Annotated in this window: 16 protein-coding genes; 10 read left to right on the top strand and 6 right to left on the bottom strand. The window is 63.1% G+C overall.

The features are described 5' to 3' along the window. The first annotated feature begins 1 nt into the window (after position 1). Entirely contained in the window at positions 2-1,549 is a 1,548-nt protein-coding gene (locus ACOSV0_RS16620) for an efflux transporter outer membrane subunit (protein WP_434107221.1), read from the top strand. 335 nt (positions 1,550-1,884) lie between these two features. Here the strand turns inward: ACOSV0_RS16620 and ACOSV0_RS16615 are convergent, their stop codons facing one another. Continuing rightward, positions 1,885-3,297 carry a nucleobase:cation symporter-2 family protein gene (locus ACOSV0_RS16615; RefSeq protein ID WP_434107220.1) on the bottom strand — a complete coding sequence of 471 codons (1,413 nt, stop codon included), beginning with the start codon at positions 3,295-3,297 and terminating at the stop codon, positions 1,885-1,887. 425 nt (positions 3,298-3,722) lie between these two features. On the opposite strand from ACOSV0_RS16615, the gene ACOSV0_RS16610 reads away from it, so the two are divergent. The 3 genes from ACOSV0_RS16610 to fghA all read left to right on the top strand — a co-directional run bounded on the left by ACOSV0_RS16610 (position 3,723) and on the right by fghA (position 7,651). Continuing rightward, a complete protein-coding gene (locus ACOSV0_RS16610) occupies positions 3,723-5,312 on the top strand; it encodes a xylulokinase (protein ID WP_434107219.1) in 1,590 nt (529 codons plus the stop codon). 256 nt (positions 5,313-5,568) lie between these two features. After that, positions 5,569-6,675 carry an S-(hydroxymethyl)glutathione dehydrogenase/class III alcohol dehydrogenase gene (locus ACOSV0_RS16605; RefSeq protein ID WP_074282323.1) on the top strand — a complete coding sequence of 369 codons (1,107 nt, stop codon included), beginning with the start codon at positions 5,569-5,571 and terminating at the stop codon, positions 6,673-6,675. Positions 6,676-6,799: 124 nt separating this feature from the next. Next, positions 6,800-7,651, top strand: coding sequence for an S-formylglutathione hydrolase (gene fghA, locus ACOSV0_RS16600; RefSeq protein WP_434107218.1), 852 nt, complete (start codon positions 6,800-6,802; stop codon positions 7,649-7,651). A 130-nt stretch (positions 7,652-7,781) separates the two neighbouring features. Here the strand turns inward: fghA and ACOSV0_RS16595 are convergent, their stop codons facing one another. Genes ACOSV0_RS16595 through ACOSV0_RS16585 form a run of 3 tightly spaced genes read right to left on the bottom strand, consistent with a single transcriptional unit; the run spans position 7,782 to position 10,484 of the window. Further along, complete coding sequence (locus ACOSV0_RS16595) at positions 7,782-8,564, bottom strand: metal ABC transporter permease (protein WP_434107217.1); 783 nt, start codon at positions 8,562-8,564, stop codon at positions 7,782-7,784. Further along, entirely contained in the window at positions 8,557-9,516 is a 960-nt protein-coding gene (locus ACOSV0_RS16590) for an ABC transporter ATP-binding protein (protein ID WP_434107216.1), read from the bottom strand. The genes ACOSV0_RS16595 and ACOSV0_RS16590 overlap by 8 nt, the downstream gene beginning before the upstream one ends. Next, a complete protein-coding gene (locus tag ACOSV0_RS16585) occupies positions 9,513-10,484 on the bottom strand; it encodes a metal ABC transporter solute-binding protein (protein WP_434107215.1) in 972 nt (323 codons plus the stop codon). Before ACOSV0_RS16585 ends, ACOSV0_RS16590 begins: the two co-directional genes overlap by 4 nt. Before the next feature lie 425 nt (positions 10,485-10,909). Between ACOSV0_RS16585 and ACOSV0_RS16580 the strand changes: the two genes are divergently transcribed. The 6 genes from ACOSV0_RS16580 to ACOSV0_RS16555 all read left to right on the top strand — a co-directional run bounded on the left by ACOSV0_RS16580 (position 10,910) and on the right by ACOSV0_RS16555 (position 17,132). Next, positions 10,910-11,692, top strand: a complete 783-nt coding sequence (locus ACOSV0_RS16580; protein ID WP_434107214.1) for an L-iditol 2-dehydrogenase — start codon at positions 10,910-10,912, stop codon at positions 11,690-11,692. Positions 11,693-11,789: 97 nt separating this feature from the next. Next, entirely contained in the window at positions 11,790-13,112 is a 1,323-nt protein-coding gene (locus ACOSV0_RS16575) for an ABC transporter substrate-binding protein (protein WP_434107213.1), read from the top strand. A gap of 219 nt (positions 13,113-13,331) precedes the next feature. Beyond that, positions 13,332-14,267 (top strand): carbohydrate ABC transporter permease, encoded by a 936-nt coding sequence (locus tag ACOSV0_RS16570; protein ID WP_434107212.1) that lies wholly within the window; start codon positions 13,332-13,334, stop codon positions 14,265-14,267. Then, a complete protein-coding gene (locus tag ACOSV0_RS16565) occupies positions 14,264-15,148 on the top strand; it encodes a carbohydrate ABC transporter permease (RefSeq protein ID WP_434107211.1) in 885 nt (294 codons plus the stop codon). The genes ACOSV0_RS16570 and ACOSV0_RS16565 overlap by 4 nt, the downstream gene beginning before the upstream one ends. Then, positions 15,145-15,846 (top strand): HAD family hydrolase, encoded by a 702-nt coding sequence (locus tag ACOSV0_RS16560; protein ID WP_434107210.1) that lies wholly within the window; start codon positions 15,145-15,147, stop codon positions 15,844-15,846. Before ACOSV0_RS16565 ends, ACOSV0_RS16560 begins: the two co-directional genes overlap by 4 nt. Before the next feature lie 176 nt (positions 15,847-16,022). Next, on the top strand, positions 16,023-17,132 hold the full coding sequence (locus ACOSV0_RS16555; RefSeq protein ID WP_434107209.1) for an ABC transporter ATP-binding protein: 1,110 nt from the start codon (positions 16,023-16,025) through the stop codon (positions 17,130-17,132). 160 nt (positions 17,133-17,292) lie between these two features. On the opposite strand, the gene ACOSV0_RS16550 is transcribed toward ACOSV0_RS16555, so the two are convergent. Further along, positions 17,293-18,240, bottom strand: a complete 948-nt coding sequence (locus tag ACOSV0_RS16550; RefSeq protein WP_434107208.1) for a sugar-binding transcriptional regulator — start codon at positions 18,238-18,240, stop codon at positions 17,293-17,295. Between the two features lie 78 nt (positions 18,241-18,318). After that, positions 18,319-19,800: a xylulokinase gene (xylB, locus tag ACOSV0_RS16545; RefSeq protein ID WP_434107207.1), complete on the bottom strand. Its 1,482-nt coding sequence runs from the start codon at positions 19,798-19,800 to the stop codon at positions 18,319-18,321. Positions 19,801-19,848: the final 48 nt, after the last annotated feature.

The following is a 19,848-nucleotide window of genomic DNA, read 5'->3' as shown; positions in this document are numbered from 1 at the left end:
GATGCAAAAACACTCTTTGATTGCAGTGGCGGTTGCGCTGTTCGCCGCGGGTTGCACGATGGCGCCGAAGTACCAGCGCCCCGCTGAACCCGTGACGGGCACCTTCCCGACTGGCGGCGTGTACGACACGCAGCCGGGCGCGACCCAGCCGGGCGCGGGGCAAACGGGCACGTCGGTTGCGGGGCGCAGCGCCGGCGGCCAGGCCGCGGCCGATATCGGCTGGCGTGACTTCTTTGTCGATCCGCGTATGCAGCGGTTGATCGAGATCGCGCTGAAGAACAACCGCGATCTGCGCGTGTCGGTGCTGAACATGCAGGCGTCGGCGGCGCAGTACCGCATCGTTCGTGCGGGGCTGCTCCCGACGCTCGATGCGGCAGCGTCGCAAACCAAGCAGCGCACGCCGAAAGATCTGTCGTCCACTGGTCTGACGATCAGTAACACGTATTCGGTGGGTCTGAACGCTTCCTGGGAAATCGACTTCTTTGGGCGGATTCAAAGCCTGAAGGATCAGGCGTTGGCGCAGTACCTGGCCACCGCTCAGGCGCGCAAGGCGGCGGAAATCTCGCTGGTTTCGCAAGTCGCGGATCAGTACCTGACGGTGCTCGAGCTCGACGATCTGCTGACGGTGACGCAGAACACGCTGAAGACGTCGCAGGAGTCGTATCGGATCGCCAAGCTGCAATTCGATAACGGCACGGGTTCGGAACTCGATTTGCGGCAATCGCAAACCGTGGTCGAGCAGGCCAACGCGAACCTGCAGGCGCAGGCACGTCTGCGCGCGCAGGGTGAGAACGCGCTGGTGCTGTTGATTGGCGAGCCCTTGCCGGCCGATTTGCCGCCGGGTCTGACATTGAACGACCAGAATCTCCTCACGGATATTCCGGCCGGGTTGCCGTCCGATCTGCTGACGCGTCGTCCGGACATCATGGAGGCCGAAGAGAACCTGCTGGCGGCCAACGCGAACATCGGCGCGGCACGTGCGGCGTTCTTCCCGAAGGTCTCGCTGACCGGCAGCTTCGGCACGTTGAGCCCGACGCTCGGCGGTCTGTTCAAGCCGGGTTCGGCGGCGTGGAGCTTTGCGCCGTCGATCACGCTGCCGATCTTCGAAGGCGGGCAGAACCTTGCCAACCTCGATCTCGCCAATATCCAGAAGAAAGTCCAGATCGCGACGTATGAAAAGGCGATCCAGACGGCCTTCCGCGAAGTGGCGGACGGACTGGCGGCACGCGGCACATACGATCAGCAGATCCAGGCGCTGGAGCGCAATACCTTTGCTGAACAGCGTCGACTGGATCTGTCGAACCTGCGTTATACGAACGGCGTCGACAGTTATCTGTCGGTGTTGACCGCGCAGACGGATCTGTACTCGTCGCAGCAGTCGTTGATTACCGCGCGTATGCAGCGTCTCCAGAATCTGGTCGATTTGTACCAGGCACTGGGCGGCGGCTGGATCCAGCGGGCCGGCGAGCAGCCGCGTCCGGCGGATGCGCCGGTCGACTACGGCGCGGCAAGTGCGCCGGCGGCGGCTTCGGCAGCGACAGCGGGTTAAGTCAGCAGGCGCGCGGTGGGGCTCGGTTCTGGGCCCGCCGCGCGGGTTGACTGGGTTGACTGTCTGAATGGGTTGACCGGGAATAAAAAACGCCACGGCAAGCCGTGGCGTTTTTTTTTGCGCAGAGTGTGCGTGACTTGAGGTGCTTCACGCTTCAGGCACCTTGAGCATCTGAGTACGCCCTTTAAGCCCCTCAGGCCCCTCAGGCCCCTCAGGCCCCTCAGGCCCCTCAGGTCCCTCAAGCCCCTCAAGCCCCTCAAGCCCCTCAAGCCCCTCAAGCCCCTCAAGCCCCGCGGCGACCCCAGTCCCGTGGCCCTAGTTCCACAATCAGACGCTCAGTGCAGATCCACCGCACGCAGCATCTCATCGCCGCCCGTCGGCTCATTCCCGCCGCGTCCGTCGAAATCATGTCCGGCTTTGCGAATTTCGCACTGCGCCTTCTTCTCGCTCTTCACACCGTTGAAGATCAGGTTCAGCACGACCGCCGACACCGACGCCAGCAAGATCCCGCTATGCAACAGCGGCGAGAGCGCCGGCGGCAGCTTCGAGAAAAATTGCGGCGACACCACCGGCACCAGACCCATGCCGATACTCACCGCGACGATGAACAGGTTGTGGTGATTCTTCACGAAGTCGACCTTGGCCAGCACCTTGATGCCGTTCGCCGCGACCATGCCGAACATCACGATGCCCGCACCGCCGAGCACGAAGGCCGGCACCGAAGCCACCACCTGCGCCATCTTCGGGAACAGGCCCAGCAGCACCAGGATCACGCCGCCCATCGCGCAGACAAAACGGCTCTTCACACCCGTCACGCCGATCAGGCCGACGTTCTGCGAGAACGAGGTATGCGGAAACGAATTGAAGATGCCGCCGATCAACGTACCCAGACCGTCGACACGCAAACCGCGCACCAGCGTCTTCTGATCCACCGGACGATCCACCATATCGCCGACCGCGAGGAACATGCCGGTCGATTCGATGAAGGTGACGAACATCACGGTGACCATCGTCGCGATCGCGAGCGGATCGAAATGCGGCAGGCCGAAGTGGAACGGCATCACGATCCCGACCCACGGTGCATGCGTGACGCCGTCCATGTTCACGCGGCCGAGCGCCAGCGCGATGATGAAACCCGCAACGATGCCGAGCAGCACCGAAATATTGGCGAGGAAGCCCTTGGCGAATTTGTTGATCAACAGAATCAGCATCAGGACCATCAGCGACAAACCAAGGTAGACCGGGTTGCCGTAATCAGGATTGCCCACGCCGCCGGCGGCCCAGTTGATGCCCACTTCCATCAGTGACAAACCGATCACCGAGATCACCACGCCGATCACCACCGGTGGGAAAAAGCGCAGCAGCTTGCCGACCATCGGCGCGAGCAGGATGCCGATAACACCGGCTGCGATCGTCGAGCCGAAGATGTCGAGAATGCCGAGCGAAGGGTTGGTACCGATCGCGACCATCGGACCGACCGCCGCGAACGTGCAGCCCATGATGACCGGCAGACGGATGCCGAAGATCCACAGACCGAGTGTCTGAATCAGCGTGGCGATGCCGCAGGAAAACAGATCGGCGCTGATCAGGAACGCGATCTGGTCTTTCGGCAATTTCAGCGCCGCGCCGATGATCAGCGGCACCGCAACTGCGCCTGCGTACATCACCAAAACGTGCTGAATGCCGAGCGTCAGCAACTGGCCCGCGGGCAGTCGCTCGTCGCACGGGTGAACCGTGTTCGATTGCATTTTGTCTCTCTCCACCATCTCGTTTTGGGATGACTCCAAGGTATGCGGAACGAAAAAGTGCAACAAGACCACTGGGGCCTATTCCGGCATTCCCGGTGACGATATGCATGAGGCCCATTTGAAAGCCAAAAGAAATGCGCGCACTGCACAAATCGGCTGTCAGCCCCTTGCAGCAGCGATGGACGCTCAGGCGCCGCGCGCGCCCGTCTGAACGAGATATGTGTGAGAATCAATGAGGTGTATCTCGCTCGACGCATAGTCCTGTTTTGACGTGGCTCGCGGCGTGGCGGGGTTAACCCGCGATTCCGGATTTTCCTCGTACATTCGGGCAGCGTTCCGAAACCGCGTGGCGGTGATGGAAAATACGTCGTTCCAGGCACTTTTCGCGTGCTTATCCCCAAGCTCAAATTGACGTTCTATCGCCCATGAGTTTTCTTGGCATCGACCTCGGCACCGGTTCCCTCAAAGTAGCAATCGTCGACGAAAACGGTCGCGAGCAGGCCGCGGCGAATGTCGCGTATGCACTCGAAACGCCGCATCCGGGATGGGCGGAAATTTCGGTGCAAACCTGGTGGCGCGCGCTATGCGAAGCAGCGGCGCGTTTGCCTCGGGACTTGCGTCGCGAGGTGCGGGCAATCGGCTTCTCCGGACAGATGCACGGCGTCGTGCTGATCGATGCCGATGGCGAAGCCGTGCGCCCCGCGATGCTCTGGCCCGACACGCGTGCGTTGGGCCTGCTCGACCAGTGGCCCGAGCCGCAGCCGAATCCTGTTGCGCCTGGCATGGCGGGTCCCTTGCTGCGTTGGATCGTGCAGAGCGAATCGCACTCCGCGCACAAGACGCGTTGGGCCCTGCAGCCGAAGGATTGGCTGCGCGTCGCGCTGGGTGGCGCGATTGCAACCGATCCTTCCGACGCCTGCGCGACCGCGCTCGCCGATCCCGCGGGGGTATGGGATCGGGCGTTGCTCGAACGGCTCGAATTGCCCCAGGAATGGTTTGCACCGCTTGCACCTTCCTATGCGGCGGGTGGTGTTTTGTCGCAGAACGCTGCGCGGGAACTGGGTCTGCGAGCCGGCATCGTGCTCGCGATCGGCGCCGCCGATACGCCTTGTGCCGCGCTCGGCAGCGGTCTCGCGAGTGACGGCGACGCGTTGCTTACCACGGGCACCGGTGGACAAATCGTCGTGCTCGCCGAGCACGCGCCGCAAGCCGTGAGAGGCCTGCATCGCTATCGAGCGGCGAGCGATCACTGGTATCGGATGGCAGCGATGCAAAACGTCGGCGTCGCGCTCGAACGCGTGCGCGGCTGGCTGTCGTATGAATGGGCCGATGCTTATCGTGATGCGTTTGGCGATGCGACGAGTGCTGCGATCGGCAATGTGCCCGGCAGCGTCTCAGGCAGCGTGTCGGGTAGCGCGTTCGGCGATACTTCGAACACGGCGATCGGCAATGCATCAGGCAGTCTCGCCGGCAACGTATCGAATGACGCCCTTGGCGAGACAACAGCGGCTATCTCCAGCGCAGCAGCAGGACTCACCTTCCTGCCGTACCTCACCGGCGAGCGCACCCCGTGGCTTAATCCATCCGCGCGTGGCGGCTGGCTCGGCCTTGCACTCGACCACACACGCGGTACGATGATGCGCGCCGCATTCGAAGGCGTCGCGTTCTCGCTGCGCGCGGGGCTCGACGCGATCCGCGCGAGCGGCGCCACGGTGACCACATTGAAACTCGCGGGCGGCGGTTCAGTCGATGCACGCTGGCGGCAGTTGCTTGCCGATGCGTTGAACGTCGAGCTTTATGCGGTGGATTGTCCGAACGCGGCGCCGCGTGGCGCGGCCATCCTCGGTGGATTGGCGAGCGGGCATTGGCACGCGAGCGACCTCGCCGCACTTGCGCCGGGCGCGACGCGTGTTGCCGGGCCGCAAGGCGATGCGGCGCTCGCCGAACGTTATGCACGCTTTCTCGATCTGTATGGCCGCGTCGAACCATGGTTCGGTGAAACCCCGCTTCGATAACCACACGATGTCAGCTACAGACAATGCCGCGACGCACTTTGCAATACCATGACGACTTTCGCGCGCTAAGGTAGAGGCCGGCGAACGAAGCCGGTGGCAACGACACTGTCCGTCCCTGATCCGGCACACGAAATAATTGCATAGCCTAATAGCTGCTTGACCGAATAACCGCATAAGCGAATCACGACATCGGCACGTCGCGCGATATCCCACCGCGCCGCGCCAGAGCATTCACAGACTCACAGGAGCATTCACGATGAAAACCAAAGCAGCAATCGCATGGAAAGCCGGCGCCCCGTTGACGATCGAAGAAGTGGATCTGGAAGGCCCGCGCGCCGGTGAAGTCCTGATCGAAGTGAAGGCCACGGGCATCTGCCACACCGATTACTACACGCTCTCGGGCGCCGATCCGGAAGGGATCTTCCCGGCGATTCTCGGCCACGAAGGCGCGGGCGTGATCGTCGACGTCGGCCCGGGTGTGGGCACGTTGAAGAAGGGCGACCACGTCATTCCGCTTTACACGCCGGAATGCCGCCAGTGCAAGTTCTGTCTGTCGCGCAAGACCAATCTTTGCCAGGCGATCCGTTCGACGCAAGGCAAGGGACTGATGCCCGACGCCACGTCGCGCTTTTCGCTCGATGGCAAGCCGCTGTTTCACTACATGGGCACGTCCACGTTTTCGAACTACATCGTCGTGCCGGAAATCGCGGTCGCGAAGGTGCGTGAAGATGCGCCGTTCGACAAGATCTGCTACATCGGCTGCGGCGTGACGACAGGTGTGGGCGCGGTCGTTTATTCGGCGAAGGTCGAGGCGGGTGCGAACGTGGTGGTGTTCGGTCTCGGCGGCATCGGTCTGAACGTGATTCAGGGCGCGAAGATGGTCGGCGCGGACAAGATTATCGGCGTCGATATCAACCCGGGCCGCGTGGAACTGGCGAAGAAGTTCGGCATGACGCACTTCATCAACCCGAACGAGGTCGAGAACGTGGTCGACCATATCGTGCAACTCACCGACGGCGGCGCGGACTACTCATTCGAATGCATCGGCAACACCAAGGTGATGCGTCAGGCGCTGGAATGCACGCACAAGGGCTGGGGGCAGTCGTTCATCATCGGTGTGGCGGCGGCGGGCGAAGAGATCAGCACGCGTCCGTTCCAGCTGGTGACGGGCCGTGAGTGGAAGGGTTCGGCATTCGGCGGTGCGCGCGGTCGTACGGACGTGCCGAAGATCGTCGACTGGTACATGGAAGGCAAGATCAATATCGACGACCTGATCACGCACCGTCTGCCGCTCGAACGAATCAACGAGGGCTTCGATCTGATGAAGAAGGGCGAGTCGATCCGCTCGGTCGTGCTGTACTAATGCGGCGGTAATACTTCACTAGCGCGGCGTCAATGCGGCGTCAATGCGGCGTCAATGCGGCACCAGCGCGGCATCAACGCCTCACAAACGCGTCACTGACCCGGCACAGAAAGGAGCATCGCGAATGCTTGAACTATTGTCGTCGCATGCCTGCCATGGCGGCGAGCAGCGGATCTACCGGCACGACTCGCAGACGGTCGGTCTGCCGATGCGCTTCTCGGTATATCTGCCGCCGCAGGCCTTGCAGGCCAGCGCGAATGTACCCGCGCTGTTTTACCTCGCCGGGCTGACTTGCACCGAGGAAACGTTCCCGATCAAGGCGGGCGCGCAGCGCTTTGCGGCACAGCACGGCATCGCGCTCGTCGCGCCGGACACCAGTCCGCGCGGCGCAGGTGTGCCGGGCGAGAGCGCGGCGTGGGACTTCGGCGTGGGCGCGGGTTTTTACGTCAACGCGACACAGCAGCCGTGGGCGAAGCACTATCGCATGTACTCGTACGTGCGCGACGAACTGCGCGAAACGGTGCTCGCGAACCTGCCGGTGGACGGCGCGCGTCTGGGCATCTTCGGACATTCGATGGGCGGTCATGGCGCGTTGATGCTGGCGCTGCGCAACCCGGAGATCTATCGGTCGGTGTCGGCGTTCGCGCCGATCGCCGCGCCTTCACAGTGCCCGTGGGGCGTGAAGGCGTTCAGCGGATATCTGGGCGAGGACCGCGAAGCGTGGAAGCAATATGACGCGAGCGAACTGGTTGCCCACGCGTCGCGCAAGTTCACGCAAGGGATTCTGGTCGATCAGGGGCTGGCGGATCAGTTTCTTGCCGAGCAGTTGAACCCGGATGTGTTCGAAGCGGCCTGCAAGGCCGCGGGGCAGCCGCTGACGCTGCGTCGTCATGCAGGCTACGACCACGGGTATTACTTCATCTCGACGTTCATCGAGGATCACATCGCGCATCACGCGAAGGTGCTGCTGGGTTGAAATTCGCAGGGCGATGGCGGCGGTATGCTGATGTATTGCCGCCATTGCCGGATCGTTGCCAACGGCGAATGCGGCAATGTGACCATGCAGCCGGTGCGCTCAGTTAGCCATTCAACGCACCAATCCCGCTTCAACGCCGCCGCAACAAACTCCCGCCATACACAACGGCCGACAGCACGGTGATCCAGAAGCTCGTCGGCCAATCGGTATAGAACGCCAGCGTCAAACCCAGCCACGCCTGCACCAGCGCGAACACGGCGGCGAGAACGAGACCGGTGGACAGCCGCGTCGTCATGTTCTGCGCGGCGGCCGCCGGACCGACCATCAGTGTGAACACCAGCAGCACGCCGACGATCTGCGTGCACGCCGCCACGGCCAGTGCGGCAATCGCCAGAAACAGCACCGACACCAGACGCAACGACACGCCCTTGGCTTCGGCCAATTCCGGCTGTAGCGAAGCAAACAGCAACGGCCGCATGATCGCCGCGAGCGCCAGCAAACTGACGACGCCCAACCCCGCCAGCACGCCGAGCGTCGGCGCATTCACGCCGAGCACGTTGCCGAACAGCAGCGCGGTGACCTGGGTTGCGTATGCGGTGAAGAAGTGCAGGAACAGCAAGCCGAAACCGAGCGACAGCGACAGAATCACGCCGATCGCGACATCGCGTCCGGCGAGCCGCTCGCCGAGCGCGCCCATGCCGACGCCGGCCGCGAGCGTGAAGCCGATCATCCCCCAGATCGGCGAGATGCCGATCAGGACCGCGCCGGTCGCGCCGGTAAAGCCGACGTGCGAGAGCGCGTGGCCCGCGAAGGTCTGCCCGCGCATCACCAGAAAATAGCCCACTATCCCTGCCAGCACCGCGACGATCCCCGACGCCGCGAACGCGTTCACCATGAAATCGTATTCAAACATCGTGCGTGTGTCCGTCGCGTGAGTCGTGCTCGTGTGAGTGGCCGTGCGGATGCCCGTGAGCGTGTGAATGGCTATGGCCGCCGTTCTCGTCGTGTTCGTGCTCGTGATCGTGTTTTTCGACTTCGACGTCGCCCGACATCACAAAGATGCGGCCGTTCACGCGCATCACGTCGATCGGCGAACCATAGAGACGCGAGAGCACCGGCCTTGTAATGACTTCATCGACGGTGCCGAGCGCGGCGACGCCGCTGCCGAGATACAGCACGCGATCGAGCGCGTGCAGAAGCGGATTCAGTTCATGCGCGGAGAACAGCACGGCAATGCCGAGTTCCTGCTGCACGCGCCGCACCAGTTCGACGACGCTCTTCTGATGATGCGGATCGAGGCTGATCAGCGGTTCATCGAGTAGCAGCAGTTTGGGATTGCCGAGCAGGCACTGCGCGAGCAGCAGGCGCTGACGCTCGCCGCCCGACAGTTCCGATAACGGCCGCTCGGCCAGCTTGCGGCCGCCCACCAGATCCAGCACCCGCTCGACATCCGCGCGGGTCTTGCTGTCCGCATGGGGCAGGCCCCAGCGATGGCCGTCGGCGGCCATCGCGACGAAATCGCGGCCGCGCACGCGGCGTCCTGCCAGCGCACTGCGCGTCTGCGGCATATAGCCGATCGACGCGTTGCCGCGCTCGACCGGCTGCCCCAGCACGCGGATCGCGCCGCTCGCCGCCGGCACGAGGCCGAGCACGGCGCGCATCAGTGTGGTCTTGCCCGCGCCGTTCGGCCCGAGCACGCCGATGAATTCGCCCTGGTTCACCACGAAACCGGTGTCGCGCAGAATCGAGCGGCCGCCGAGTTCGAGCGTCACGTGCTCGAGTTCGAGCACGGGCGCGTTGACGCGCGCGCTGGTCAAGGCGCTGGTTGGTGCATTAGCTGGCGTGTTGCGGCCAGTCTCGGTCATGGAGTTTTTCCTTTGGCGGTGGAGGCCGCCGCGTTCGCTGCGCCCGCATCGCCCGCGGCCAGCGCCGTGCCCAGCGCGTCGAGCTGCGTCAGCATCCACGTCTGATAGGTCTTGGCGGCCGGTTCGGTTTCGGTGACGCTCATGGTCGGCACCTTCGATTGCTGCGCGAGCTTCAACATGCGTTTGGTCAGGGCCTCGGTTGCCTGGCTGTTATAGATCAGAACGCGGACGCGCTTGTCGCGCAGGTCGCGTTCGAACGCGGCGATATCGGCCGCGCTTGCTTCAGTGTCGTTCATCGTCGCCAACTGGAAGCGCAGATTGCGCATCGAGAGGCCGATCGCGTCCGACATATAGCCGAACACCGGCTCGGTTGCCGTCACCGGCACGCCGGCGTAGCGGCCATGCAGATCGGCGACCTTGGCGTCGATGGGTTTCAGCGAATCGAGAAACTTCGCGAGGTTCGCATCGTACGCCGACTTGTGCGCCGGGTCAGCCGCGACGAGCGCCTCGCTCACCGCACGCGCCACTTTCGGCATGGTCGCCGGGTCGTACCAGAGGTGCGGATTATCGCCGCCTTTCTTGCCGACGAGGTCCGCGGCGACGATCGTGGTGCGTTTCGCGTTCTTCGAGGCGGCCAGCAATTTTGCCATCCACGGATCGTAGTCGGCACCGTTGTAGACCACAAGGCTCGCATGCTGCAAGGCGCGCGCCGTTTTCGGGCTGGCTTCGAACAGATGCGGGTCCTGATCCGGATTGCTGAGAATGCTCGCTACGTCGACGCGGTCGCCGCCCAGTTGCTGCACGACGTCGCCGTAAAAGTTTTCCGCTGCCACCACCGGGATTTTCGCATCCGCGGCGAAGGCGCTATGGCTGAGCGTGAGAGCCGCCGCCGCTGCGCCCATGGCCACATATTTCGACAGCTTCAGCGCATGGCGCGCTCCGTTCAACATCGAGCCGAAGTTCTTCATCGTTGTTTCCTGCTGCGTGAGAGTTGAAAGAAACACAAACGTCAGGCATGCCCGGTTTTGGCGGGGATACGCACGGCATGGGGTTCTGCAACCGATATAGCCATCCGCGGACTCCGCCCAAGAACCTGCAAAGCTTCAAGGCGAAGCGAGGCCGCAATGATATAACGTATCTTGAATTTTTGTCAGCGGCTTGAGCAGAAAGCCGCTTGGCGGGTTCTGATTTCCCGGAATAGCGTCGATCGGGGAGGAGAAAGGGGCGCGCCGGATGCGCCCTGGTCCTGCCGCGCTGCACCATCGAAATCTGCTCGAGCGCCTTGACATGACTCGGTCCGTATCCGATCATTCGATCACCAACAGAGCAATTGTTCGCGCAACGAGCGTTCGCTCACCGCGCCTCAAGAAGCGAAACGAACCGGAGACAGGCAGTGGCGGCACGTTTGCAAGACAAGGTGGCCATTCTGACGGGTGCGGCAAGCGGAATCGGCGAAGCCGTGGCCCGGCGCTACCTGGACGAAGGCGCGCGTTGCGTGCTGGTCGATGTGAAACCGGCGGACAGTTTCGGCGACGCGTTGCGCGCCGCGTACGGCGACCGAGTGCTGACCGTCAGTGCCGACGTAACGCGCCGCGAGGACATCGAACGCATTCTCGCGAGCACGCTGGGGCGCTTCGGTCAGGTCGATATCCTGTTCAACAACGCGGCGCTCTTCGATATGCGCCCGATCCTCGACGAATCCTGGGACGTGTACGACCGCCTCTTCGCGGTCAATGTGAAGGGCATGTTCTTCCTGATGCAAACCGTCGCCCGGAAAATGGTCGAGCAGGGCCGCGGGGGCAAGATCATCAATATGTCGTCGCAAGCCGGACGGCGCGGCGAGGCGCTGGTGTCGCACTATTGCGCGACCAAAGCCGCCGTACTCAGCTACACACAATCCGCAGCGCTCGCGCTCGCGCCGCACAAGATCAATGTGAACGGCATTGCGCCGGGTGTCGTCGATACGCCGATGTGGAACGAGGTCGACGCGCTCTTCGCCCGCTATGAAAACCGGCCGCTCGGCGAGAAGAAACGCCTGGTCGGTGAAGCGGTGCCGCTCGGCCGTATGGGTGTGCCGGACGATCTGACCGGCGCCGCCCTGTTTCTCGCGTCGGCGGATGCCGACTACATCACCGCGCAAACCCTGAACGTCGACGGCGGCAACTGGATGAGCTGAGCGAATTGCAGAGTGGATGAGTCGGACCCGCTTCACCCTTCGTCATTTTCGTAGAACAAACGCTGCATCACATAACGTACGAGAAAGGAGACAACACATGAAACCAGCTATCAAATCCGCGCTGAAGGCGGTCAGTGCCGGCGCTGTCGCATGCTTCGCGTTGCACGCTCAGGCAGGCACGGTGACCATCGCAACGTTGAACAATCCGGACATGATCGAGTTGAAGAAACTCTCGCCCGCTTTCGAGCAGGCGAATCCGGACATCAAGCTCAACTGGGTGATTCTCGAAGAAAACGTGTTGCGTCAGCGTGCCACCACCGACATCACGACCGGCAGCGGCCAGTTCGACGTGATGACGATCGGCGCGTACGAAACGCCGCAATGGGGCAAGCGCGGCTGGCTCACGCCGCTCACCAACCTGCCTGCCGATTACGATCTGAACGACGTCGTGAAGACGGCCCGCGACGGTCTCTCGAGCGGCGGCCAGTTGTACGCGTTGCCGTTCTACGTCGAAAGCTCCATGACGTATTACCGCAAGGATCTGTTCGCGGCCAAGGGCCTGAAGATGCCCGATCAGCCGACCTATGAGCAGATCGCGCAATTCGCCGACAAGCTCACGGACAAAGCCAACGGCATGTACGGCATCTGCCTGCGCGGCAAGGCCGGTTGGGGCGAAAACATGGCGTACGCGACGACGGTGGTGAACACCTTCGGCGGCCGCTGGTTCGACGAAAAGTGGCAAGCGCAACTGACCTCGCCGGAATGGAAGAAGGCGATCGGTTTCTACGTCGATCTGCTGAAGAAAGACGGCCCTCCGGGAGCGAGCTCGAACGGCTTCAACGAAAACCTGACGCTGATGTCCTCGGGCAAGTGCGCGATGTGGATCGACGCCACGGTGGCCGCCGGCATGCTCTACAACAAGCAGCAGTCGCAGATCGCCGACAAGGTGGGTTTTGCGGCGGCGCCGATCGCCGTCACGCCGAAGGGTTCGCATTGGCTGTGGGCGTGGGCGCTCGCCATTCCGAAGTCGTCGAAGCAGGCTGACGCGGCGAAGAAGTTCATCGCGTGGGCCACGTCGAAGCAGTACATCGAACTGGTCGCGAAGGACGAGGGCTGGGCTTCAGTGCCGCCCGGTACACGTCAGTCGACCTACGCGCGTCCTGAGTACAAGCAGGCCGCACCGTTCGGCGACTTCGTGCTGAAGGCAATCGAAACGGCGGATCCGGATCATCCGACGCTCAAGCCGGTGCCGTACACCGGTGTGCAGTTCGTCGGCATCCCTGAGTTCCAGTCGTTCGGCACGGTGGTCGGTCAGAGCATCTCCGGCGCGGTTGCCGGTCAGATGACGGTCGATCAGGCGCTGGCAGCCGGCCAGGCAACGGCGAACCGCGCCGTGCAACAGGCCGGTTATCAGAAGTAAGCCGGCTTGCAGGCACTGTAACGTAACGTGAACCGCGCCGGCTGACGCCCGTCAGCCGGCTCACGCAGCACAGCGGACCGTCCTCGTCACGCATTCGCCGCTCATTGGCTGCTCATTTGCCATTTACGCGCTGCGACATCGCAGGCGTTGAGGTGAGTGATACGGCTAAGGCGGTGTCTTTGCCGGACAGCCCGCGCATTACCGAACAGGTGGTCAATCATGCGTCCTCTGCGCCTACCTCTCATGCATGCCCAACCCCAGACAGAAAAAGAACGCGAAACCCGCAAAGCCAATTCCGCCCGCTGGCTGGTATCGCCCTCGGTCGCGGTACTCGTCCTGTGGATGGCCATTCCGCTGGCGATGACGATCTGGTTTTCGTTCTCGCGCTACAACCTGCTGAATCCCGACCTCAAAGGCTTCGCCGGATTCGACAACTATAAATATCTCGCCACTGATCCGTCGTTCGGACCGTCGATCGGACACACGCTCGAGCTGATCGTCTCGGTGCTGGTGATCACGGTGGTCGGCGGCGTGCTGATGGCGATTCTGTTCGATCGCAAGTTTTACGGTCAGGGCATCGCGCGGCTGCTGGCCATCGCACCGTTCTTCGTGATGCCGACGGTCAGCGCGCTGATCTGGAAGAACATGATCCTGCACCCGGTGTATGGCCTGATCGCGCAGGGCATGCGCGCAATCGGCATGCAACCGATCGACTGGTTCGCCGATTATCCATTGACGGCCGTGATCATGATCGTCGCGTGGCAGTGGCTACCGTTCGCGTTCCTGATTCTGTTCACCGCGATCCAGTCGCTCGATCAGGAACAGAAGGAAGCGGCGCGTATCGACGGGGCGGGTCCGTTCTCAATGTTCTTCTACATCACGCTGCCTCACCTGAAACGGGCGATCGCGGTGGTGGTGATGATGGAGACGATTTTCCTGCTGTCGATCTTCGCCGAAATCTATACGACTACGGGCGGTGGCCCGGGTACCGCGACCACCAATCTGTCGTACCTGATCTATTCGCTGGGTCTGCAACAGTTCGACGTCGGTCTCGCTTCGGCGGGCGGCATTCTGGCTGTCGTGCTGGCTAACATCGTGTCGTTCTTCCTTGTGCGGATGCTCGCGAAGAACCTGAAAGGGGAGTACGAAAAATGAGCCACGTTGCCTCTACATCGGCGTCCACTGCGACGGACGCAGTATCCGTTCACGTGCCGGCCAAATCGCCGTTCGCCGCGATTCGCCGCGGCATTCCCGGCGTCATTGCATGGCTGGTCGCGCTCCTGCTGTTCTTCCCGATCTTCTGGATGACGATCACCGCGTTCAAGACGGAGCAGCAGGCGTATTCGTCCTCGCTGTTTTTTGTCCCGACGCTCGATAGCTTCCGCGAGGTGTTCGCGCGCAGCAACTACTTTGCGTTCGCGTGGAATTCGATCCTGATCTCGGTGGGTGTCACGGTGCTGTGTTTGATTCTCGCCGTGCCGGCTGCGTACGCGATGGCTTTCTTCCCGACACGCCGCACGCAGAAAGTGCTGCTGTGGATGCTGTCGACCAAGATGATGCCGTCGGTCGGCGTACTGGTGCCGATCTATCTGCTGTGGAAGAACAGCGGTCTGCTCGACACGGTGTCCGGTCTGGTGATCGTCTACACGCTGATCAACTTGCCGATTGCAGTGTGGATGTCGTTCACGTACTTCGCAGAAATTCCGCGCGACATTCTCGAAGCCGGCCGGATCGACGGCGCGGTCACGTGGCAGGAAATCGTCTACCTGTTGATGCCGATGTCGTTACCGGGGCTTGCATCCACGGCGTTGCTGCTGGTGATTCTGTCGTGGAACGAAGCATTCTGGAGCATCAACCTGTCGAGTTCGAACGCTGCGCCGTTGACCGTGTTCATCGCCTCGTATTCGAGTCCTGAAGGGTTGTTCTGGGCGAAGCTCTCCGCTGCGTCGCTGCTTGCGGTCGCACCGATCCTGATCGTCGGCTGGCTGTCGCAGAAGCAACTGGTGCGCGGCCTTACGTTTGGGGCGGTCAAATGACGGCAGGCACGGCGGTAAGCAGCTTCGCATTGATCTGCGATTGCGACGGCGTGCTGATCGACAGCGAAGCCGTGGCGGCGCGCATGCTGGTGCACGAACTCGAAGCGCGCTGGCCCGATACCGACGTCGAACCGGTGGTGCTGCCGCTGCTCGGCTTGCGCATCGAGAAGGTGTTGCAAGGCACGGCGGCGAAACTCGGCAGGAGTCTCGGCGTCGCGGATATCGAGGCGATCCGGCAAGCGGTGGAAGCGGCGGCGATGCAGGCGCCGGCGGTCGTCGGAATCGAGGCCGCGCTCGCCCAGGTGCCGCTCACCAAAGCCTGCGCGAGCAACAGTTTCCGGCCGTATGTGGAGAACGTGCTGGCGCGCACGGGCCTCGTGAAGTTCTTCGGCGACCGGCTCTTTTGTGCCGATGCGGTGCCGAATCCGAAGCCCGCGCCCGATGTCTATCTCGCTGCCGCGCAAGGTGTCGGCCTCGCGCCGTCCGCCTGCCTCGTGGTTGAGGACAGCGTGACGGGCGTGACGGCGGCGACCGCGGCGGGCATGACGGTGCTGGGCTTTATCGGCGGCGGTCATGCGAGCGATGCCCAGATCGACGCATTGCATGCTGCCGGCGCGCGTCACGTTTTCGACGACATGCTGCAGTTGCCGGAACTGGTCGCGCAATGGACGCTGAGCGCGACGGCCGCGGCGCCGTAATCGCGGCAGGTCAAACCGAATGAACAGCAAATAGACAGCGACGAGCAGGATCTGAATCGCACACAGAGAAGCGAATCAACGCAGCTGCTGAAGACACGGAAGCAACGGCCCCAACCTGAGCAACCGACGCAGCTGAAGCATCGTTAGTAACGCACAGCAATACACGGAGACACATCATGGCAAGCGTAACTCTGCGCAACATCAGAAAAGCCTACGACGACAACGAAGTGATGCGCGACATCAACCTCGACATCCTGGACGGCGAATTCGTCGTGTTCGTGGGCCCGAGCGGTTGCGGTAAATCGACGCTGATGCGGATGATCGCCGGCCTCGAGGACATCAGCGGCGGCGATCTGACCATCGACGGCACGCGCGTGAACGACGTGCCGCCCGCCAAGCGCGGCATCGCGATGGTGTTCCAGTCGTACGCGCTGTATCCGCACATGACGCTATACGACAACATGGCGTTCGGCCTGAAACTTGCCGGCACCAAGAAGCCGGAGATCGACGCCGCCGTGCGCAATGCGGCGAAGATTCTGCACATCGACCATCTGCTCGATCGCAAGCCGAAGCAGCTCTCGGGCGGTCAGCGCCAGCGGGTTGCAATCGGCCGCGCAATTACGCGCAAACCGAAAGTGTTCCTGTTCGACGAACCGTTGTCGAATCTCGACGCCGCGCTGCGCGTGAAAATGCGCCTCGAATTCGCACGTCTGCACGACGAGTTGAAGACCACGATGATCTACGTGACGCACGATCAGGTCGAAGCCATGACGCTGGCCGACAAGATCGTCGTGCTGTCGGCGGGCAATGTGGAGCAGGTCGGCAGCCCGACCATGCTGTATCACGCGCCAGCCAATCGCTTTGTCGCCGGTTTCATCGGCTCGCCGAAGATGAACTTCATGGAAGGGGTCGTGCAGTCGGTGACGCACGACGGCGTCACGGTGCGCTACGAAACCGGCGAGACGCAGCGTGTCGCGGTGGAGCCGGGCGCGGTGAAGCAGGGCGACAAGGTCACGGTCGGCATTCGTCCGGAGCATCTGCATGTCGGCACGACGGAAGACGGCGTCTCGGCGCGCACCATGGCGCTCGAATCGCTCGGCGACGCGGCGTATCTGTATGCGGAGTCGAGCGTTTCACCGGATGGTCTGATCGCGCGGATTCCGCCGCTCGAACGGCACACCAAGGGCGACACGCAGAAGCTCGGCGCCACGCCCGATCACTGCCATTTGTTCGATAGCGAAGGGAAAGCCTTCCAGCGGAAGATCGTCGAAGTGCTGGCGGCGTGAGTCAGTGAATGGGAACGCGGCGGGTCCGCCGCTTTCCTGAAATCACGCTCGGGATAAGCCTGCGTGGTGCGGGTTTTGAGCGATGCCGGCGCGGGTAGTAATGCAACGCGTTGCTACACGTCCTCCTGGCGGGCAAGCACGCCTTCGTGCGTCGCTACCTTCAGGCTTCCAGCGCAGCCCGTGCACACAACTCGTCGGTTACCAGTCCCGACAGCCAGCCGCCTTTAAGCACCGCGATCAGCGCTTCGCGCTTACGCTCGCCGCCGGCAAAGCCGATGGTGGGCCGCCGCGGCGGCGAATCGAGCGCGATGCTGGTGACACGCCGGCCGGTTGGCGATTCGACGTGCGCGCCGGCCGCGTCGATCGGCAGGCCGAGCATTTCGGCCACTGCACTGTTCTGCATCAACTCCTTCACCTCCGCGGAGGTGATGAAGCCGTCTTCGTGCAACGGACATTTCGGCCCGATATTGCCGACGCCGACGAACGCGACATCCGCCTTGGCCAGGAGCGATTCGACGATCCGGTAGAGCCGGTGATTGCACCACTGCGCGCGTTCGGCCTCGCTATCGGCAAGCAACGGCGCGGGCAGCAGAAAATGCTTGCCGCCTGTCTTCTCCGAAATGTGCAGCGCGACGTCGTAGCGGTTCGAGGAGCCATCCTGGGCGATCGCCCCGACCATCGATACCAACCGGTGCTGCGGACGCTCCAGTTGCGCGATCTGATCGACCGCGGCCTTCAGCGTACGGCCGCTGCCCACGGCGACCACCATCGGCTTTTCTTCGCTGAGATAGCGTTCCATGATCTGCGCGCCAGCCACGGCCAGCTTGCGATCGACTTCCTCCGAGGTATCGCTGTCGATCGGTACGACTTCGCACATGCTCAGGCCGTAGCGCTTCGAGAGTTGATCGGCGAGCGCCAGGCAATCGGCCAGTTTGTGATCGACGCGCACGCGAATCAGATTCTTCTCGACCGCGAAGGCGACCAGCCGCTGCGCGACCGGGCGCGACACCTGCAATTTTTCGGCGATCTCGTTCTGGGTATTGCCGGCGACGTAGTAAAGCCACGCGGCGCGGGTAGCAAGATCTAATTTTTCTGTGGACTTGGGCACGGTGACGGTTCGCTTGAAGTGCGCCGATGATAGCAGCCGGTTTCCACCTCTCAGCGGGAACCGGCTGCGGCTTGCCGGTCAGGCGAGCGGTTGTCGCGCGGGGTCGAACAGCGGCCGCACGTGGCGGTAGAGCGCGCGATACGCTTCGAGCCGGTTGCGCAGTTCGGCGTGTCGTTGCGGGTTCGGCGTGAACTCTTTTTCGATCGGTGGCTTGGTCAATACCTTGGCCGGATCGCCGCCTGCGGCCAGCCAGCCGAGGCGTGCCGCGCCGAGCGCCGCGCCGGTTTCGCCGCCGCCGTGTTTGCGGGTGGCGGTGTCGAGCGCGTCGGCGAGCAGTTGTGCCCAGTAGTCGCTGCGAGCGCCGCCGCCGAGCAGGGACAGCGCCTTCGCTTCGGTGCCGGCCGCGCGCAACGCGTCGAGGCCGTCGGTGAGCGCGAGCGTCACGCCTTCAAGCACCGCGTAGCCGAGCAACGCGCGATCGGTTGCGTGAGTCATGCCGAAGAACACGCCCTGCGCATACGGGTCGTTGTGCGGCGTGCGTTCACCGGAGAGATAAGGCAGAAAGAGCGGGGCCGTGGTCAACGCTTCAGCAGGCAGCGCTTCGATTTCGGCGAGCAGGGTCGGCTCGTCGGTGGAGGTGAGTTTGCAGACCCAGCGCAAGCAACTGGCCGCCGAGAGCACTACGCTCATCTGATGCCAGCGATCCGGAATCGCGTGACAGAACGCGTGCACCGCGGAAGCCGGATTCGGCCGGAAGCTGTCGCCGACCACGCACAATACGCCCGACGTGCCGAGCGAAACGAAGCCGTCGCCCGGTTGTGTCGCGCCGATGCCGATCGCGCTCGTGGCGTTGTCGCCGCCGCCGGCCGCGACGATCACGCCGTCGCTCAAACCGAACTCGCGCGCCACGTCGGGCAGCAGAGTGCCGGACGGTTCGCTGCCTTCGCACAAGCCTGGCATCTGCGCGCGCGTCATATTGCAGGCGGCGAGCAGCGAATCGGACCAGTCGCGTTTGGCGACGTCGAGCCACAGTGTGCCCGCTGCATCCGATGGATCGGATACCTTGCCGCCGGTCAGTTGCAGGCGCAGGTAGTCCTTCGGCAGCAGCACGCAGGCAGTCCGCGCGAAGATGTCCGGTTCGTGACGCGCAACCCACAGCAGCTTCGGCGCGGTGAAACCGGGCATCGCGAGATTGCCGGCCACAGTGTGCAACTCCGGTGCGCGCTCGGTGAGTTCCGCGCATTCCTTGTCGCTGCGCATGTCGTTCCACAGGATCGCGGGCCGCAGTACGCGATTTTCCGCATCCAGCAGCACGGCCCCGTGCATTTGCCCCGAGAGGCCGATGCCGCGAATCTGCGCGAACTCGTCGGGATGTTTGGCGCGCAGCGCGGCCAGCGCGGCGCGCGTGCCGGCCCACCAGTCTTCGGGATTCTGTTCGGCCCAGCGCTGATGCGGGCGCGAAACGGTAAAGGGCGAGCCTGCGGTGCCGATCACGCGTCCATTGGAGGCGAGCAGCAGGACTTTCACTTCGGACGTGCCGAGGTCGATGCCGAGATACATGGGCGCGAAACCTTCGTCGTTAGGGATGCGCTACTTTAGCCGCATAGG

The organism is Paraburkholderia caffeinilytica (assembly GCF_051027425.1).
Taxonomy (GTDB): Bacteria; Pseudomonadota; Gammaproteobacteria; order Burkholderiales; family Burkholderiaceae; genus Paraburkholderia; species Paraburkholderia caffeinilytica_A.
The sequence above is the reverse complement of the archived record's forward strand: the minus strand, read 5'-3'. Positions and strand labels throughout refer to the sequence as shown.